Origin of the sequence: Nonomuraea jabiensis, assembly GCF_014204795.1 — a bacterium.
GTDB lineage: Bacteria > Actinomycetota > Actinomycetes > Streptosporangiales > Streptosporangiaceae > Nonomuraea > Nonomuraea jabiensis.
In genome coordinates, this window is the sequence record NZ_JACHMB010000001.1 from 9,194,495 (window position 1) to 9,210,015 (window position 15,521).

A 15,521-nucleotide genomic window follows, 5' to 3' on the forward strand; every position below is an offset into this window, starting at 1 on the left:
GGGAACTTCAGCCCCGTTGTCGTCGGGATCGCGCCAGTTCTGAAGGTCTATCGTTCTCCTCGATCGTCTGACATCGCCGATGAAGACGAGGAGGCGTGGGTTGAGCCTGTCCGTCGTGCGAGACCTCCGTGAGGCGCGTGCCCCGGTCGGCCCTGAAGAGCTGGTTGAGTTCGAGACCGACGTGCTGGCCGGGTTCGTGCTCGCGCGCGCGGCTGCCGGCCTGTCAGACACCACGATCAGCTCTGAGGTGATCCACATCGAGCAGGTCCGGGCCTGGCTCGGCCGGCCGTTGTGGTCGATGGAACCGGCCGACGCCGACGCCTACTTCGGCCAGGTACTACGCGGTGCGGCCAAGGGCACCCGCCTGTCGCGGGCCCAGGCGATCAAGACCTACTTCTTGTTCTTGGAGCTACGACACAAGATCGAGATCCATCAGCTGACCGGGCACGTGGTGGAGTGCCCGATCGATGAGATGAACCGGCCGCGCGGACAGAAGGACGCGGCGCTGCGGATCCCGCCCGGTGCCGAGCAGATCACCCGCCTGTTCGCCGGCTGGCGCGCAGAGCTTGCCACCTGTCGCAAGTTCGCCCCCACAGCCCGCAACTACACCGCGGCCCGGCTGATGGCCGAGGTCGGCCTGCGGGTGAACGAGGCTCGCAGCCTGGACCTGGCCGACGTCAAATGGGAGCTGGGCAGGTTCGGCAAACTCCACGTTCGCCTCGGCAAGGGCGCCCGCGGCTCCGGCCCGCGCGAGCGGATGGTTCCGCTGATCAACGATGCCGGCCGGACGCTGCGCTGGTTCGTCGAGGACGTCTGGGCCATTTCGGCGACGACCACACCCGTCACGGCGTCCCGCTCCTGCCCTCCGAGCGCAAGAACGCCGACGGCAGCGCCGCCCGGGTCGGCACCGAAGCGTTGCGCGCCGCGCTGGCCGAAGCCGCCGCCCGGCACCTGCCGGACTGGAAAGAGAAGCTGACACCGCACGTTCTGCGGCACTTTTGCGCCAGCCAGCTCTACTTCGCCGGCATGGACTTGATCGCCATCCAGGAGACCCTCGGCCACGCGTGGGTGGCCACCACGATGAAGTACATCCACGTCCATCGCACGCACGTCGAAGAGGCCTGGCTCGCCGGACAGCAACGGGCCGCCGACCGGCTGAAGGGATTGATCCCATGAAGTGGAACCTGCGCCTGGCCGCTGCCAACCGCGGCATCTGGAAGGCCAGCGAGCTGCAGCGTCTGCTTGCCGAACGCGGCATGGTGATCAGCGCCGGGAAGATGTCCGGCCTGTGGTCGGGCCATCCGGCCAGCGTCAAGCTGGAGGACCTGGACGTCATCTGCGCCGTGCTCGGTTGCGGCATCACAGAGCTGCTGATCCCAGAACCGGAGCTCGTGCCCGCTCCTGCCGACAGCGGCCAGGCCCGCATCACAGCCGTCGGCCAGACACCCGTGGTGACACCCAAGCGGCGGGACGGACGGTCGCTGCCACCCGCCTGATGGGCTTCATCTCCCCGACCAAGCCGGCGGCGACCTGTGTGGGCTGCTATGCCTGGGGCGTGCTCCCGGGCCGATACTGCCGCGCCTGCTACACCTTTGGCCAGCTCCACCAAGTCGGCCAGTGCGCAAGCTGCCACCGCGAGGTCCCGATCAAGAAGGGGTATTGCCGGCTGTGCTGGCTGCAGGCCAGCCTGGAGGCCAAAGACCAGGTCACCGTGCTGGAACCGTTCCTGCGCAGGCTCACCTGCCAGCAGCTGTTCCTCAGCAACATGCACCGACAGCGATCCCAAGGCCCTGGGCCGCGCATTGGACGGCAGGGACGCCGACGCTCCCGTCCCCAGCCGCCGCCCGCCCAGCCAGAGATCTTCCCCACCACTGGGCTCAGCTGCGGCTGCCCATCACAGTGCGTCACGACTATGCCAGGTTCGACCGGCGCCGGCACACTGACCCGGCCAACCCGGCCTTACGCACGGCCCGCGGGGCGGCCGCTGCCCTCGCCGAGGCTCGGGGTTGGACCCGGTGGATCATCAGTGACGTCGACCGGGCCCTGGTCATGCTGCTGTCCACCCACACTTCCGGCGACATGATCCGCTTCTCGGAACTGTTTCCCAAGCTGCGTCACCACGGCCTCAGCGTCGGACGCACCGTCGAAGTCCTCGCTCGCATCGATCTGCTCGATGATGACCGCGTCCCCGCCTTCAACAGCTGGCTGGCCGGCAAGCTGAGCGGCATCGCTCCCGGCATCGCCGCCGACGTCGAGGCATGGGCCTGCCTACTGCACGAGGGCGGGCCCCGCCAGCGAGCGCGCAGCATCCAGACCGTCTGGAGCTACGTCACCGAGACCCGGCCTGTCCTGCTCGACTGGTCAGGCACCTACGATCACCTGCGGGAGGTCACCCGCGACGACATCGTGACCATCAAGGACACCCTGCAGGGCGCCAAACGGGAGAGCACCATCGTGGCACTGCGCTCGCTCATGCGTTTTTGCAGGAAGAGCGGGCGGATCTTTCGCGACCCCACCATCCGCATCCGCATCGCTCGCCGGCCGGAAAAGGTGATCCTCCCCCTCGCCTCCGGCGAGATCGACCGCGCCGTCGCCACCGCGACGACCCCGGCGATCCGCCTTATTCTCGCCCTGGCCGCCGTCCACGCGGCTCGGCCCAGATGATCCGCGACCTCCGGCTCGACGACATCGACCTGGGCAACCATCGCATCACCATAGGCGGTCACCCTCGCCCTCTCGACGAGCTCACCCGTCAAGCGCTCCTCGCTTGGCTGGACTACCGGCGCAGCCGCTGGCCGAACACCGCCAACCCCCCATGTGCTGCTCACTCAGCACACCGCGATGGAGAACTCCCCGGTCGGCAAGCTCTGGGTCACCAACGCCGTCCGGGGCCTGACCGCCACCCTGGAGCGCCTTCGCATCGACCGCCAACTCGAAGAGGCTCTGACCCGCGGCCCCGACCCACTGCATCTGGCTGCCATGTTCGGCATCGACGACAAGACCGCCATACGCTACGCCAACGCCGCCCGCCACCTCCTGCAGACCGCTGCGGAAACGCCCGAACCACCGTGACACCATAGGCGTCGTGATCTCCGCTGATGAGCTTGTCAGCCGAAGGCTGCTCCAGGTGACGGTGTCGTGGCACACCCACCCCAGCGACGACCAGCTTTCACTGGTGCACATGTGGTTACACCTGAGCGATCTCGGCCCGGTTCGCTTTCACACCGCCCCCGACGCCTCGCTCGAGTTGACGCTCGATCAACCACACGACTCCTATGACATGGACGAGTACGGCCAGGTCACCGTCGGTCCCGCCCCAGACGATTTTCTGATGAGCCGATTCACCGGCCAGTCGATCCGAGCCGTTCACCGCATCATCGACCACCGGATCGAGACGGAGATCGGCCTCCGGCTCGGACTCGATCACGGCGAGGTGCGCATCCTCAACCTGGGCGACGACCTGGTCATCACCGATACTGCTCTGCCGGACGCGCTCGAAGCCGCTCTCCGCTGACACTCTCCCGCGACGTTCAGTGCGCTGAACCCACGAGGCGAACAGGCATTGAGATGCCGAACCCACGTGAGTTCCCGCTGAAGAACCTTCAGTTCGCGTGAACTCTGGGCTTTCCTGGCCCTCCACTCGGGTCCGTGTCACCGGCCGCAAGGTAGCTCCAAGGCGGTGTGGGTGGCTGGTCTAGCGGTTGAGTCCGAAGAGCTCTCTCGCGGCTTGGACAGCGTCGGGTTTTCCTCGCACGTGGAGGCGGCCGGTGGAGACGGCGGTGAGCGACGCGGCGGGATCGCGCCCGATCTCGGCGAGCGTCGCGGCATCGGTGAAGGTCAGGACGGCATCAGGATCGTCGGCGGAGCCGGGGCAGGTGTGCAGCGCGCCGTCGGCGATGCGGGCGTGTATGGCGTCGGCGCCTACTCTGAACTCGATGGTGAGGGATAGGGCCTGGGCCCGCTCTGGCTGGAACATCGCCCGCAGCGACGGCGTGATCCAGTGGATCTGGAAGGCGTCGTCGTCCTGCTCCCCGAGCAGGCGCATGCCGAACCGGGCTAGCTCGGTCATCGCCGGCTGCAGATCCCGGCCGAGGGGCGTCAGCTCGTACACCTTCGACGCGGCAGGCGCTGGGAGCGTGCGCCGGCTGACGATTCCGGCTTCTTCCAGGACTTTCAGGCGGGTGGCGAGCATGTCGGTGGAGATGCCTGCGAGCCCGGCGAGCAGATCGACGTAACGTCTCGGCCCGTTGAGCAGCTCCCGGACGACCAGCAGGGACCACCGCTCACCGACCACGTCGAGTGTCTTGGCCACTGCGCAGTAGTGGCCGTAGGTCCGCGATGCCATGACGGGAGCCTACCGCAAGTCTCAGCAATCAAAGCTTTCACTTTGAAAGTCAGATTCAAGACTTGACTTTTCCAAGCGACCATCTGAAGGTGGTGCAGCGGCAGGCGCCCGACAAGACCTGCCCCCACGAACGGCCTGGGAGGACACCTCATGACTCTCGTCGACGCTGACCCAGCAATCACCGCGGTCGCGGTCGAGCACCTGTGCGACTTCGCCATCACGTTCCAGACCATGCAGACCTTCTCCACTCCACTGGGCACGCGCATGATCGCGGTCGTCGACCACGGAACCGTCGAGGGACCGCGGCTGCATGGCGAGTTCCTGCCCGGCGGCGGCGACTGGATCATGGTCGGCTCCGACCGCGTCGCCCGCCTCGATGTCCGGGCAACGCTTCGCACCCATGACGACGAGCTGGTGTTCGTCACCGTCACCGGTCGCGCCACACTCTCGGACGAGGCGATCGGCCGGCTTTGGGCCGGCGAGACCGTCGCCTGGAACGAGATGCACGCACGGTCCGCGCCCCTGTTCGAGACCGGCGCGAACCGCTACGCGTGGCTGAACTCCACCGTCGCCATCGCCGTCAACGAGCTGTCCCTCAAACACGTCAACTACCGCGTCTACAGCATCCAGTAATCCGGCCAGCGATAGGAAGCAGAGCGCCATGCCCGCCGCCACACCACCCTCACCTGACGTCAGAGCACTCTTCGACACCTACGCCGCGACCTTCGCCAGCCACGACGTGGACGCGATCGTCGCGCTGCACTCGCCCGGAACCCAGTTCTGGCTGCACAACGGCGAGCAGCCGATCCACGGCCGATCCGCGGTCCGCGACACCTTCGCCGCCATGTTCGCCCAGTGGCCAGAGATGGGGTTCGACATCTACCGGGTCATCATCGGTGACCGCCACTGGGTTCTCGACTGGGCACTCACCGCCGTTCTCACCGACCCGGACGGCAATCGACGCCCGATCCGCTTCGACTGCCTCGACGTGGTCACGCTCGACGACAACGGACTGGTCGAACGCAAGGACACCTTCATCGACCTTCCCCAGGCCCAGACCGCGCTCACCGCCGCAGCGACGGCCGGATCCAGGGGCCACTCATGACACCGAAAATCGGAGTGTTCCTGCCGCCCGAGAAGCACTCCTCAGCGGCACCCCCATCGCCGAGGTGCTCGACTTTGCGAAACAGGCGGAGAACGCCAGGTTCGACTCGGTGCGGACGGGTGATTCATTGCTCGCCACGCCCGTCCCCGAACCGCTGACCTTGCTGAGCGCGGTTGTGGCTCGAACGACCCGGATCCACGATCGGTAGCGCCGCCCTTCTGCCCGTCCTGCGCAGTCCGGTCACACTCGCGCACACCCTGGCCACCCTCGACCAGCTGGCCGATGGACGACTGGTGCTCGCCCTGGGCAGCGGCTTCGGCCTGCCCGCCAACCGCGCCGAATTCGAGGCCGTCGGCGCGGCCTTCGACCAACGCGTCGGCCGGCTCCTGGAAACCGCACACCCCAGCAAGCCGGTGGCCCGCCGCTGTGGCTGGCCACCGGCACGACCGCCGGAGCCCGCCGGGCTGGTAGTTCGGCGTGACGACGACGATGTCTTCGGCCGCCGCCAGATTCCGGCCGTGATAGCCGGGGCCAGGCGCTGGCGCCGCTGAGCCGGCCGGAGCCATGAATCCACACCAGCACGGCGCGGGGCGCGCCCAGGTGAGATCGGTCAATGCGTGCCGATAGCCCGCGAACTCGAAGTTGATGAGCCATCCGTGATCGCGTTCGACGAGGAAGTTGTTCGGTTCCGGATCACCGTTCGTGAGCACCAGAAGTTTGCGATGCTCCGGGTCGTCTTCGGCCAGGACCTCGTGCAACATGGCCAGTTCGGCGGCTGCGCGCCCATTGGGTGCCATGCCGAGTTCTTTCAAGCGGTGCGAGGTCTCGCTCCAACGATGTCCGAGCACGGGAAGATGGCCGGCCTCCGGGGCGACGGTGCAATATCGTGCCTGTCTGCCGTAGAACATGTCCGCGCGGCCGGCAGAAACCGTGTGAAGCTCGCCGATCGTACGAGCGAGCGCCCTCCTACCAGCCGCCGACCGCTTGGCCGAGGGATGTGCGGCCCGCTGGCGGGCGTCGGTCAGATCGATGAGGCCGGTCGGTCGCCTTGGCGGTGGCGGAGCCGTTCGAAGCGGGGGCAGGTGAGGGAGGGAGAGGTGTCCGCGGCCGGGCATTGAAGCCGGATGGCCTGGTGGGTGTGCCGTCAGGCGTCGAGGGTGTGGTCGTTGGCGACGATGAGCGCGATGAGCAGTGCCTGGTCGACGCCGCCTCTGCGAGGATTTCCAAGGTCCGCTCCCCGACGGGCAAAGCGATGCGTGAACACCAGACAGCCACCGACTGCCAACCGGCGTGAGCACCATCGGCAACTCCGCCCTACGCAGCCATGGCTCGATGTGGCTACGTGCTGGACCATGTCGTGGTCCCCGACAGCGGACAAGCGTCCCCCCGAACCAACTCGCAGCTCGGCTCAGCGGAGATGCGCCGACCCGGCCGGCCTCGCGATCGGCGGGAAGTCACGCGCGGGTTTGAGAACGGGTAAGTCTGCTTCGTCTTCATCCTCTTCGACTTGGAGCGTTAAGAACGCGATGTCCGCCTATTACCACGTCTGCTTCACCGTCCCTGATCTGCAAGCAGCGATGAGGGATCTCTCCAGCGCCGCAGCGGTCACCTGGCATGACCCCCGTGACGGACGCATCGGGGACTGGGACTATCGCATCGTCTTTTCCACCGACGGTCCTGCCTTTATCGAACTCATCGAGGCCGCGCCCGGCGGCCCGTGGGGCGACACAAGCCGACCTCGCTTTCATCACCTCGGGTTCTGGACATCTGACCTCGTAGCCGGAGCCGAGAGACTCGCTACCGCCGGCTTCCCCGAATCCTTCTCCGGCTGCCCCTACGGCCGTCAGTTCGCCTACCACCGCCTGGACTCCATAGGGGCGGACATCGAACTCGTCGATATGAGGCAGCAAGCCGCGTTTCTGCAGACCTGGCACCCGGGTGGACTTTCCATGCCTCCCATCGAGGAGGCGTAGATGCAGCGACGTCTCCTAACCCGCCCCTTTCGAACCTGAGGCATGCACTGACCGCGCAGCCTGGGAAACGATCAGCCAGTGGAAGGCTTCCAGCCGGTCGAGCACGTTTTTGACGGTGCGCACCTGGGCGGCGTTCAGCGCACGGACCTCAGGGGCGGGCAGGGCTGCTGCACCAGCAGCTCAAGACGCCTGGGCGACGATGCCGGGCGGGCTGGTGGTAGACATGAGCGGGCTGACGTTCTGCGATTCGAGGGGCGTCGGCGTCTTGGTGATGCTGCTGCGCCAGAGCCGGGAACAGCACAGCACCCTGGTCTTGTCGGCCATCCCGCCCCACCTGGGGCGCATCTTGACCATCACCGGCCTGCGGACCGCCTTCCAGATCGAGGCATCGGTGGAGGAGGCCATCCCGGCCGTTCAGGCAGCACCGGGGCCGGCGGCCGCGCCGCAGCCGCCCAGCGAGGCCGACCCCGTCTGAACCACCCGTGCTTGCCGCACACCAGGCCGTCCCCGGGGCATCGGACTGCGAGACGCATCACCTGAAGATGTTTTCGTCATAAGCTGTTCAGGTGTCGTGAGGCTGGGGCTTCGTTCCGACGGAGGATCTCATGGGCGTCCAGGAACCGGCTGAACGCGATCCCACCTGGGCCTTTCTGACCAACCACGGCCGGGTGCTGCGCCTCATCGCTGACAACCCGCAGGCGCGCATCCGCGACATCGCCCACGCTATCGGCATCACCGAGCGCGCCCGCCGCTGGCATCGTCAGCGATCTGCGCCAGGCCGGCTACATCGAGGTGTTGCGCGAAGGCTGACGCAACCGCTACGTCATCGTCCCGGGACAGCACCTGCGCCATCCCAGCCAGCGCACCATCCCCGTCCAGGCCCTGCTGGATCTGTTCACCCAGCATGACGCCAACGCCGGCGATCTCGCTCAGGCTCGACGAGCCGCCGATGAGGCAACCGCGACAGCCGCAGATCGGAACGAACTTACTGCCAACCGTGACCGCCCGAGCAAACGCGAGCAGCCTACGTGCCTGACGTGACTGACCGGCCTTCAACTGGCTGACGAGCAGGTTCGCTTGAAAACCCCAGATAACGGTGGTGGTGCCGTCGTCGCTCTGGACGGTCCATCGGCCGTTGGCGAAGTTGCTGGCGATGATGACGCCGACGGGGAGCTTCGCTTCGCGTCCGGGCGGTGTGCGGGCGCGTCGGCTACGCCTGAGGTGCCACGCCGAAGCGTAGGAAGCCGGCGATGCGGGGGGAGAACGTGAGCGGGGTCTGCTCGCCGAGCGACGAGCGCAGGCCCGCCGCCACCTCGGCGTCCGGCTCACCGAACACCTCGAAGTGCTTCACCCGGCAGTGCTTCATCACGTCCTGGATGAACGGGTCCGCGAGTTTCCAGTGCAGGCGGACCGCGTCGGAGTCCCGATAGAGCTGGAAGCTGTGCGCGAGCATCCGCGTCTCGTCCACGAAGGTCTGCACCATCAGCTGCGGGCCGTGCTGCTGGGCGAACTCCACGGCTCGGGCGATGGCGTCGCGGAAATCCTCCAGGTGGCCGTCGGTGATTCGCATGGTGTTGCGGAAGAGGAGGATTGTTTCGTCCTGGTAGCTCATGACGCGATTCAGCCTTCCTTCGCCAGCAGCTCGAACAGGCTCGAGAAGCCCTGTTCGCCGTGGCCGTCGGCGATCCGGCGATCCATCAGTTCCTTGACCTGGCGCATCCGCATGGTTTCCACGCCAACGGACTCCCGGTGGTCGATCATGTCGTCCATCAGCGCGGCCTGGACACGGAGCGGACCGAGGTCCGGCGGGTATTCGCCGCTCGCGACCGCCTTGGCGATCCCGGTCAGCAACGGCGGATATGCGGCCAGCGAGCCGGCGAAGCGCTGAGCGAACTCCGTCACATCACCCCCTTCCGCCCGAACCAGCTTGAGCACGTGCAGAAAGCCGATCAGCATCTCGTAACCCATGGCGACCTGGGCCATGAACTCCACGGCGGCGAAGCCGGGGTCCTCGCCGTGGTAGCCGACGCCGCCCAACACCCGCAGGGCCGACTCGTGGGCGTCGAAGGCGCTGCGGGAACCACTGAGCAGGACGGTGAAGTTCGGTGTGCCGACATACGGCGGGTCTCCCATGATCTTGCCGTCGATGTACTCGGCGCCGTGCTCACTCACCCAGCGCTCGTCGGCGCGCGCCTGGGCGGGTGAGCCGCTGGTGAGGTTCACCAGCACCCTGCCGGCGACCACGTCATCGACCGAGGCCAGCACTTCGTCGACTGCTGCGCCGTCGAGGAGGCAGACCACGACGAGCGGGCTGGCCGCCACCGCCTCCGCGGCTGTCGCGGACGCCGTGGCGCCGACGTCGACCAGCGGCGCGCTCTTGCCTGCCGTTCGGTTCCAGACCGTTGTGCGATATCCGCGTTCGACGAACGTTCTGCCGATCGCCGATCCCATGGAACCTAGACCGAGCACAGTGACCCGGCTCGCCGCGGGGTTGAGGATGCCGAAGATTTCGTGGATGCGTCCGTCGCCGATGCCGAAGGTGACCAGTTGCCGCTGCCCGCCGATCACGGTCCAAGAACGCGGGCTCGCCGTTGACCTCGGACAGGCGGGCCTCCTCCAGCGGATACCGGGACATCAGCCCGGCCACGAATGCCAGCCCGCGCTGCGGCCGGTGACCGGACGCAGCGCGGGGCGCACCTTGCTGCCGTCGTCGTTGTCGGCGATCGCGTCCTCGGCCAGCAGTTCCGCCAGCGCCGGCACGTCGCCGTTCTGCGAGGCGTCCAGGAAACGCTTGAGGAACTCGGTGTGGTCGCCGGTGGCCGGCTTGAGTCGGCCGCGGCCTTCGGTCAGGCGTCCCACCGCCCGGTGGTGCCATTGCCGGCGTACCGGTGAGCTGGGCGAACAGGCTTAGCGTACGTTCTCGTTCCTTCACACTCCGAGGGCCGGATCGTCGAGGTCAGCCGGCGAGCGCGGCGGCGATGGCGGGGCCGAATGCGGCGCCGAGCAGGTAGCAGAGGTTGAACTGGCCCATCGCCGTCGATCTGGCGCCGTCGGGCACCGCGGCGGCGGCGCGTGCCGCGAGCGCCCCTTGTCCGGAGGCGGCGGCGAGGGAGGTAAGCGCCTGGGCGATGAGGAGGGCGGCCGGCGAGAGGCTGAGGCATGCCAGCCCCACGCCTGCCGCCGCCAGCCCGGGGAAGAGCCCGGCAACGGCCTTCACCGGCGCTTTCGCGGTGGCGGCGATCATCCCGTAGGAGGCCAACCCGCCGAACATCAGCGGCCACAGGATGGCGGCTCCCACCTGGCCGCTGGTCCAGTCCGCCTGTCCGACGAGCAGGGTGGGCAGCAGATAGATCATGCCGAAGTTGGTCGCGGCCAGCAGGAACGCCAGTCCGGACGTCAGGAGGAACACCGGAGCGCGGACGATCGAGGCGGGCACGAATCCGTCGCGCCTAGACCGTAGGTGCAGCGCCAGCAGCCCACCGGCGGCCACGGCGGCCGTCCCCGCAACCGGCCATGAGTTGGGCACGAACACCAGCGCGGTGACCAATGCCGTCAGCAGCACCGCACCCACCGGGTCGAAGGGTGCGTCCGGCACCGGGTCGGCGGGTCGGTGGCGCAGCACGCCGGGAACGGCGAGCAGGCTCAGCGCGGGCAGGGCCAGGCCCGCCTGCCAGGACAGCAGCTCTCCGGCCAGGTCGGCGATCAGCGGCGCGGTGGAACCGACCGTCGCCAGCGAGGCCGTGACGAGTCCCATGGAGCGCGCCGAGCGGGTGAGGCTCATGGCGATCGTGGTGAACCCGGCAGTGCCGAGCCCTTGAGCCGCGCTGCCCAGCACGAGCGACGGCAGTGAGGGCACGCTCACCACGAGCACTGCGCCGAGGGCGACCAGCGCGGCACAGGTGAGCAGGGCCCGGCGTACGCCCTGGTGGCTCTGCAAGCCCGCCATCAAGGGGGTGCCGATCGCGATGGCCCAGCCGAAGGCGGTGACGATCCAGGTCACGGCACCCAGAGTCAATCCGAGGTCGCGGGCGGCGTCCGGCAGGATGAGGCTGGGCCCGGCGATCCCGAAGGAGAGCGGTCCCGCCAGCAGCGCCAGCCAGGCCGCCGGAACCCCGCGGTCCGGAGCTCCAAGCTGATCGGGCGCTCCGGCGTGGGTGAAGGGGGCGGGGGATGAGCTGCTCATCTGTCCTCCCCGCTCACGGACAGCACGGGGTAGTCGGTGTAGCCGCGGTGGTCGCCGCCGTAGAAGGTCCTCGGGTCGGCCTCGGTGTACGGTCCGCCCGCCGCGATCCTGGTGGGCAGGTCGGGGTTGGCCAGCCACAGTCGGCCGAAGGAGATCGCGTCGGCCAGGCCGGAGCGCAGTGCCTCGACCCCATCCGCGGGGTTCGCCGGCTCCTCGCCGCTCCACGGGTGCGGGTTGAGGACGAGCGGGCCCTCCCACTCGGCGCGGATGAGCTTGGTCACGTCGCGTGTGTCGTTCTCCGAGACGTGCACGTACGCCAGGTCGTACGGTGCCAGCGCGCGGGCCAGCTCCGTGTAGAGGATCTCCGTGTCGCTCTCCTTCATACCGTTGTAGGAGATGCCGGGAGAGATCCGGATGCCGGTGCGGCCAGGCCCGATCACGTCGGTGACGGCCTGCACGACCTCCACGGCGAACCTCAGCCGTCCTGCCACCGAACCGCCGTAGGCGTCGGTGCGCCGGTTGGTATTGTCCGACAGGAACTGGTGGATCAGGTAGCCGCTGGCGCCGTGCAGTTCGACCGCGTCGAAGCCGGCCTCCATCGCCAGCCGAGCCGCGGCGGCGAAATCCTCAATGGCCTGGTCGATGTCGGCCAGCGTCATCTCCCGCGGCGTCGGATGATCCAGCAGCCCTTCGGGGGTGTAGAGCCGCTCTCCGGAGCAGATCGCCGACGGAGCGAGGGGAAGCTCCCCTCCGGGATACAGGCAGGGATGGCCGATCCGCCCGGAGTGCATGATCTGGACCGCGATGCGGCCGCCTCGCCGGTGCACCGCGTCCGTGACCAGCCGCCAGGCGGCCATCTGCTCCGGCGTGTGCAAGCCGGGGGTGTCGATGTAGCCCTGGCCGATCACGCATGGCTGGGTGCCCTCGGTGATGATCAGACCGGCGGCGGCGCGCTGGGCGTAGTACTCGGCGGTCAGTTCACCGACGAGCCCGTCCCGTGCCCGGCTGCGCGTCATGGGCGCCATGATCAGGCGGTTGGGAAGATCCAGCTCGCCGATGGTCACCGGCGTGAGAAGCTCGTTCACGTCACTCTCCTCGTCACGGGATCGTCTTCGTTGCCACGAGGGTATGAACGGGCGTTTACGGGCCGAATCGGTAAGGTTTCGGTACGGGACTACTGGGATCGCGTACGTATCCCGGACGGCACGGCCGTACGTATCCCCGCACGAAAGGCATAGTCGGTTGCTGTATGGCAGGGCGGGCGAGCAGGCCGCGATCGAGGACCTCGTGGAGGCCGCGCGTGGCGGCCGCAGCGGCGGCCTCGTCCTGCGCGGCGAGCCCGGCATCGGCAAATCGGCGTTGCTCGACTGGGCCGCCGAGTACTGCACCGGCATCGGGGTGCGCGTCCTGCGGGTCACCGGCGTCGAGACGGAGGCGGATCTCGCCTTCGCCGGGCTCGTCCAACTGCTCTGGCCGGTCCAGGAACACCTCGATGCGCTGCCCGGGACACAGGCGGACGCCCTGCGGGCGGTGCTCGGCTCGGGCGGCGCGGGCGCGCGGGACAGGTTCCTGTCCGGGCTGGCCGTGATGAGCCTGCTGGCCCATCTCGCCGACGACGGGCCGCTGCTCTGCCTGGTCGACGACGCGCACTGGCTCGACCATGCCACCGCCGACGCACTGCTGTTCGCCGCCCGCCGTCTGACGGAGGAGAGGGTGGCGCTGCTGTTCGCCGCGCGGGAGGAGGGCTTCGCCGCCGCCGGTCTGCCCGAGATCCGCCCGTCGAGGCTGTCGCAGGAGGACGCGGAACGCGTCCTGGCCCACCGAGGCCTGACCCCCGCGGCACGGGAGCAGGTGATCGCCGAGTCCGAGGGGAACCCGCTGGCGCTGATCGAGTTCTCCTGCGAACGGAGGCGCTACCACGCGGCGGCCGGCCCGATCCCGATCGCCGACCGGGTGCTCGCGTCCTTCCGCTCACGCATCGCCCTGCTGCCCGACAAGACCCGTCTCATGATGCTGATGATCGCCGCCGAGGGCCGTGGTGACCTGCCGATGCTGCTGAGCGCCGCGGACGCGCTCGGAGTCGGACCGGAAGACCTGGAGGAGGCCGAGAAGGTCGGACTGGTCGAGGTGAGTGCCGCGGCCATCGCCTTCCGCCATCCTCTGATCCGCACCGCCGCCTACCAGGGCGCGCCGCTGGCGCGGCGGATCGCCGTGCACCGGGCGCTGGCGGACGTGGCCACCGACGACGACTGCCGGATCCGGCACCGGGCCGCGGCCACGACGTCACCTGACGAGGACCTGGCGGTGGCGTTGACGCGCGCCGCCGAACGGGCTCGCGGCCGGGCCGCCTTTGCCGCCGCCGCCGGGCTGTGGGAACAGGCCGCGACCTACACCCCGCGCCCGCGCGACCGAGCCGCCCGGCTGGGCCAGGCGGCGGCGCTGGCGCTGTCGTCCGGCCACGCCGACCACGCCGCCGGCCTCGTCGGCCAGGCCGAGGACCTGCTGGACGATCCCACGTCCCTCGCCACGCTGACCGAGACACGAGCGGCGGTGGAGTTCGAGCGGGGAAAGGGCCGGTCGGCCGCCCGGCTCCTGATGGAACGGTGCCCCCCTGCCGACCCGGTGGGCGCCGTGCCCATGCTGCGCACGGCGGCGGGGTACGCCTGGCTCTGCGGCGAGGCGGAGGTGATCCGGGGCGCGGCCGCACGGCTGACCGCCATGGGCACACAGGATCCGATGATCCAGGGTCTGGCGCACCTGGTCGACGACGACTACGCGCGCGGCCTGCCGCTGCTGGCACAGTTCGTCGCGCACACCCTGCCCGACATCACCAGCCACGCGCCGGGCACCCTGCTGGAGGGCGCCACCATCCGGTGGGCTGCCTTCTGCGCGATGGTCATGACCGACGACGACGCGGCCGCCACCCTGGCCGGCGCCGAGGTGGCGCGGTTGCGTCGGCAGAGCCTGGTGGGGGCGTTGCCGCAGGTGCTGCAGGATCTGGCCGGGGTGCACGTGCAGGCCGGCAGACACCGTGACGCCGAGGCGTGCATCGCGGAGGCCGTAGAGCTGGCCCGCCACACGGGAATGCACCAGCGTGTGCCGCGGCTGCACTCGGTGCTGGCCAGGGCGGCGGCGATCGAGGGCGACGAGCAACGCTGCGTCCGGCTCGCCGGCGACCAGCCGGACTCCGGCGGCATGGTCGGCCTCGCCGCACTCTGCCTGCTCGACCTGGGGCTCGGACGCTACGACCGGGTGCTGGAGCGGCTCGAGGCCGCGGCGCGAGGACCGCTGCGCCACCTGACGATGCTGGTCACAGCCGGAGCCGAGCAGGTCGAGGCCGCCGTGCGGCTGGGCGAGCCCGAACGGGCCCAGGAGCCCCTGCGCCGCCTGGAAGCCTGGGCACGCGCCGGGAGACAGCCATGGGCCGAGGCGGTCAGCGCCCGCTGCCGCGCGCTGCTGAGTGACGACGAGGACGACTATCTGCGCGCCCTGGCGGCGCACCGGCGCGCCGACCGGCCCTTCGAGCAGGCGCGCACCGAGCTGGCGTACGGTGAGTGGCTGCGCCGGGCCCGGCGCAGCACCGACGCCCGCACCCCGCTGCGGGCGGCGCTGAAGACCTTCGAGCGGTTGCGGGCCGCGCCGTGGCGGGCGCGGGCGGAGGCGGAGCTGAAGGCGACAGGAGAGTCCGTCCTGGCAGCCCAGCCGACGGCCGCCGACCCGCTGGAGCGGCTCACGCCCCAGGAACTCCAGGTCGTACGTCTGGCCAGGGACGGGAGCACAAGCCGGGAGATCGCTGCACACCTGTTCCTCAGCCCGCGCACGATAGAGCACCACCTTTATCGGGCCTACCGCAAGCTCGGCATCCGGTCACGCCGGGAGCTGGCCCGCCTCGACCTCACCTGAACCACGCCGACA

General features: G+C 69.1%; 20 protein-coding genes. 13 read left to right on the top strand and 7 right to left on the bottom strand.

What is annotated here, in order from left to right:
- The first annotated feature begins 100 nt into the window (after nucleotides 1–100).
- From HD596_RS41880 to HD596_RS41900, 6 genes are all read left to right on the top strand, one after another.
- Nucleotides 101–976 (top strand): site-specific integrase, encoded by an 876-nt coding sequence (locus HD596_RS41880; protein WP_221519775.1) that lies wholly within the window; start codon nucleotides 101–103, stop codon nucleotides 974–976.
- Nucleotides 916–1,176 (top strand): tyrosine-type recombinase/integrase, encoded by a 261-nt coding sequence (locus HD596_RS60735; RefSeq protein ID WP_221519776.1) that lies wholly within the window; start codon nucleotides 916–918, stop codon nucleotides 1,174–1,176. The genes HD596_RS41880 and HD596_RS60735 overlap by 61 nt, the downstream gene beginning before the upstream one ends.
- Nucleotides 1,173–1,496, top strand: a complete 324-nt coding sequence (locus HD596_RS41885) for a helix-turn-helix domain-containing protein (protein ID WP_185074962.1) — start codon at nucleotides 1,173–1,175, stop codon at nucleotides 1,494–1,496. Before HD596_RS60735 ends, HD596_RS41885 begins: the two co-directional genes overlap by 4 nt.
- 553 nt (nucleotides 1,497–2,049) lie before the next feature.
- On the top strand, nucleotides 2,050–2,664 hold the full coding sequence (locus tag HD596_RS41890) for a site-specific integrase (protein ID WP_185074963.1): 615 nt from the start codon (nucleotides 2,050–2,052) through the stop codon (nucleotides 2,662–2,664).
- A 177-nt stretch (nucleotides 2,665–2,841) separates the two neighbouring features.
- Complete coding sequence (locus HD596_RS41895; protein WP_185074964.1) at nucleotides 2,842–3,072, top strand: hypothetical protein; 231 nt, start codon at nucleotides 2,842–2,844, stop codon at nucleotides 3,070–3,072.
- 13 nt (nucleotides 3,073–3,085) lie between these two features.
- Nucleotides 3,086–3,514: a hypothetical protein gene (locus HD596_RS41900; protein ID WP_185074965.1), complete on the top strand. Its 429-nt coding sequence runs from the start codon at nucleotides 3,086–3,088 to the stop codon at nucleotides 3,512–3,514.
- 180 nt (nucleotides 3,515–3,694) lie between these two features.
- On the opposite strand, the gene HD596_RS41905 is transcribed toward HD596_RS41900, so the two are convergent.
- Nucleotides 3,695–4,345 (bottom strand): winged helix-turn-helix transcriptional regulator, encoded by a 651-nt coding sequence (locus HD596_RS41905; RefSeq protein ID WP_185074966.1) that lies wholly within the window; start codon nucleotides 4,343–4,345, stop codon nucleotides 3,695–3,697.
- Nucleotides 4,346–4,495: 150 nt separating this feature from the next.
- Here HD596_RS41905 and HD596_RS41910 point away from each other — a divergent pair, with 150 nt between their 5' ends.
- From HD596_RS41910 to HD596_RS41935, 6 genes are all read left to right on the top strand, one after another.
- On the top strand, nucleotides 4,496–4,978 hold the full coding sequence (locus HD596_RS41910; protein WP_185074967.1) for a DUF3237 domain-containing protein: 483 nt from the start codon (nucleotides 4,496–4,498) through the stop codon (nucleotides 4,976–4,978).
- Between the two features lie 28 nt (nucleotides 4,979–5,006).
- The gene (locus tag HD596_RS41915; RefSeq protein ID WP_185074968.1) at nucleotides 5,007–5,450 is read left to right on the top strand and encodes a nuclear transport factor 2 family protein; all 444 of its coding nucleotides are present in this window, start codon (nucleotides 5,007–5,009) and stop codon (nucleotides 5,448–5,450) included.
- 64 nt (nucleotides 5,451–5,514) lie between these two features.
- Nucleotides 5,515–5,658, top strand: coding sequence for an LLM class flavin-dependent oxidoreductase (locus HD596_RS65840; RefSeq protein ID WP_185074969.1), 144 nt, complete (start codon nucleotides 5,515–5,517; stop codon nucleotides 5,656–5,658).
- Entirely contained in the window at nucleotides 5,624–6,001 is a 378-nt protein-coding gene (locus HD596_RS65845) for an LLM class flavin-dependent oxidoreductase (protein WP_185074970.1), read from the top strand. Before HD596_RS65840 ends, HD596_RS65845 begins: the two co-directional genes overlap by 35 nt.
- Nucleotides 6,002–6,976: 975 nt before the next feature.
- Complete coding sequence (locus tag HD596_RS41930; protein WP_185074971.1) at nucleotides 6,977–7,423, top strand: VOC family protein; 447 nt, start codon at nucleotides 6,977–6,979, stop codon at nucleotides 7,421–7,423.
- Between the two features lie 199 nt (nucleotides 7,424–7,622).
- Nucleotides 7,623–7,898, top strand: a complete 276-nt coding sequence (locus HD596_RS41935; RefSeq protein WP_512699284.1) for an STAS domain-containing protein — start codon at nucleotides 7,623–7,625, stop codon at nucleotides 7,896–7,898.
- A 257-nt stretch (nucleotides 7,899–8,155) separates the two neighbouring features.
- Here HD596_RS41935 and HD596_RS41940 read toward each other — a convergent pair whose 3' ends face one another.
- The 6 genes from HD596_RS41940 to HD596_RS41965 form a co-directional block, all read right to left on the bottom strand.
- On the bottom strand, nucleotides 8,156–8,479 hold the full coding sequence (locus HD596_RS41940; RefSeq protein ID WP_185074973.1) for a hypothetical protein: 324 nt from the start codon (nucleotides 8,477–8,479) through the stop codon (nucleotides 8,156–8,158).
- A 154-nt stretch (nucleotides 8,480–8,633) separates the two neighbouring features.
- Nucleotides 8,634–9,035 (bottom strand): hypothetical protein, encoded by a 402-nt coding sequence (locus HD596_RS41945; RefSeq protein ID WP_185074974.1) that lies wholly within the window; start codon nucleotides 9,033–9,035, stop codon nucleotides 8,634–8,636.
- 8 nt (nucleotides 9,036–9,043) lie between these two features.
- On the bottom strand, nucleotides 9,044–9,931 hold the full coding sequence (locus HD596_RS41950; protein ID WP_446685875.1) for an NAD(P)-dependent oxidoreductase: 888 nt from the start codon (nucleotides 9,929–9,931) through the stop codon (nucleotides 9,044–9,046).
- A gap of 126 nt (nucleotides 9,932–10,057) precedes the next feature.
- The gene (locus HD596_RS41955; RefSeq protein ID WP_185074975.1) at nucleotides 10,058–10,282 is read right to left on the bottom strand and encodes a sigma-70 family RNA polymerase sigma factor family protein; all 225 of its coding nucleotides are present in this window, start codon (nucleotides 10,280–10,282) and stop codon (nucleotides 10,058–10,060) included.
- A gap of 97 nt (nucleotides 10,283–10,379) precedes the next feature.
- Entirely contained in the window at nucleotides 10,380–11,606 is a 1,227-nt protein-coding gene (locus HD596_RS41960) for an MFS transporter (RefSeq protein ID WP_185074976.1), read from the bottom strand.
- A complete protein-coding gene (locus HD596_RS41965) occupies nucleotides 11,603–12,691 on the bottom strand; it encodes an alkene reductase (RefSeq protein ID WP_313046313.1) in 1,089 nt (362 codons plus the stop codon). The genes HD596_RS41960 and HD596_RS41965 overlap by 4 nt, the downstream gene beginning before the upstream one ends.
- 157 nt (nucleotides 12,692–12,848) lie before the next feature.
- Between HD596_RS41965 and HD596_RS41970 the strand changes: the two genes are divergently transcribed.
- A complete protein-coding gene (locus HD596_RS41970) occupies nucleotides 12,849–15,509 on the top strand; it encodes an ATP-binding protein (RefSeq protein ID WP_185074978.1) in 2,661 nt (886 codons plus the stop codon).
- The last annotated feature ends 12 nt before the right edge of the window (nucleotides 15,510–15,521 follow it).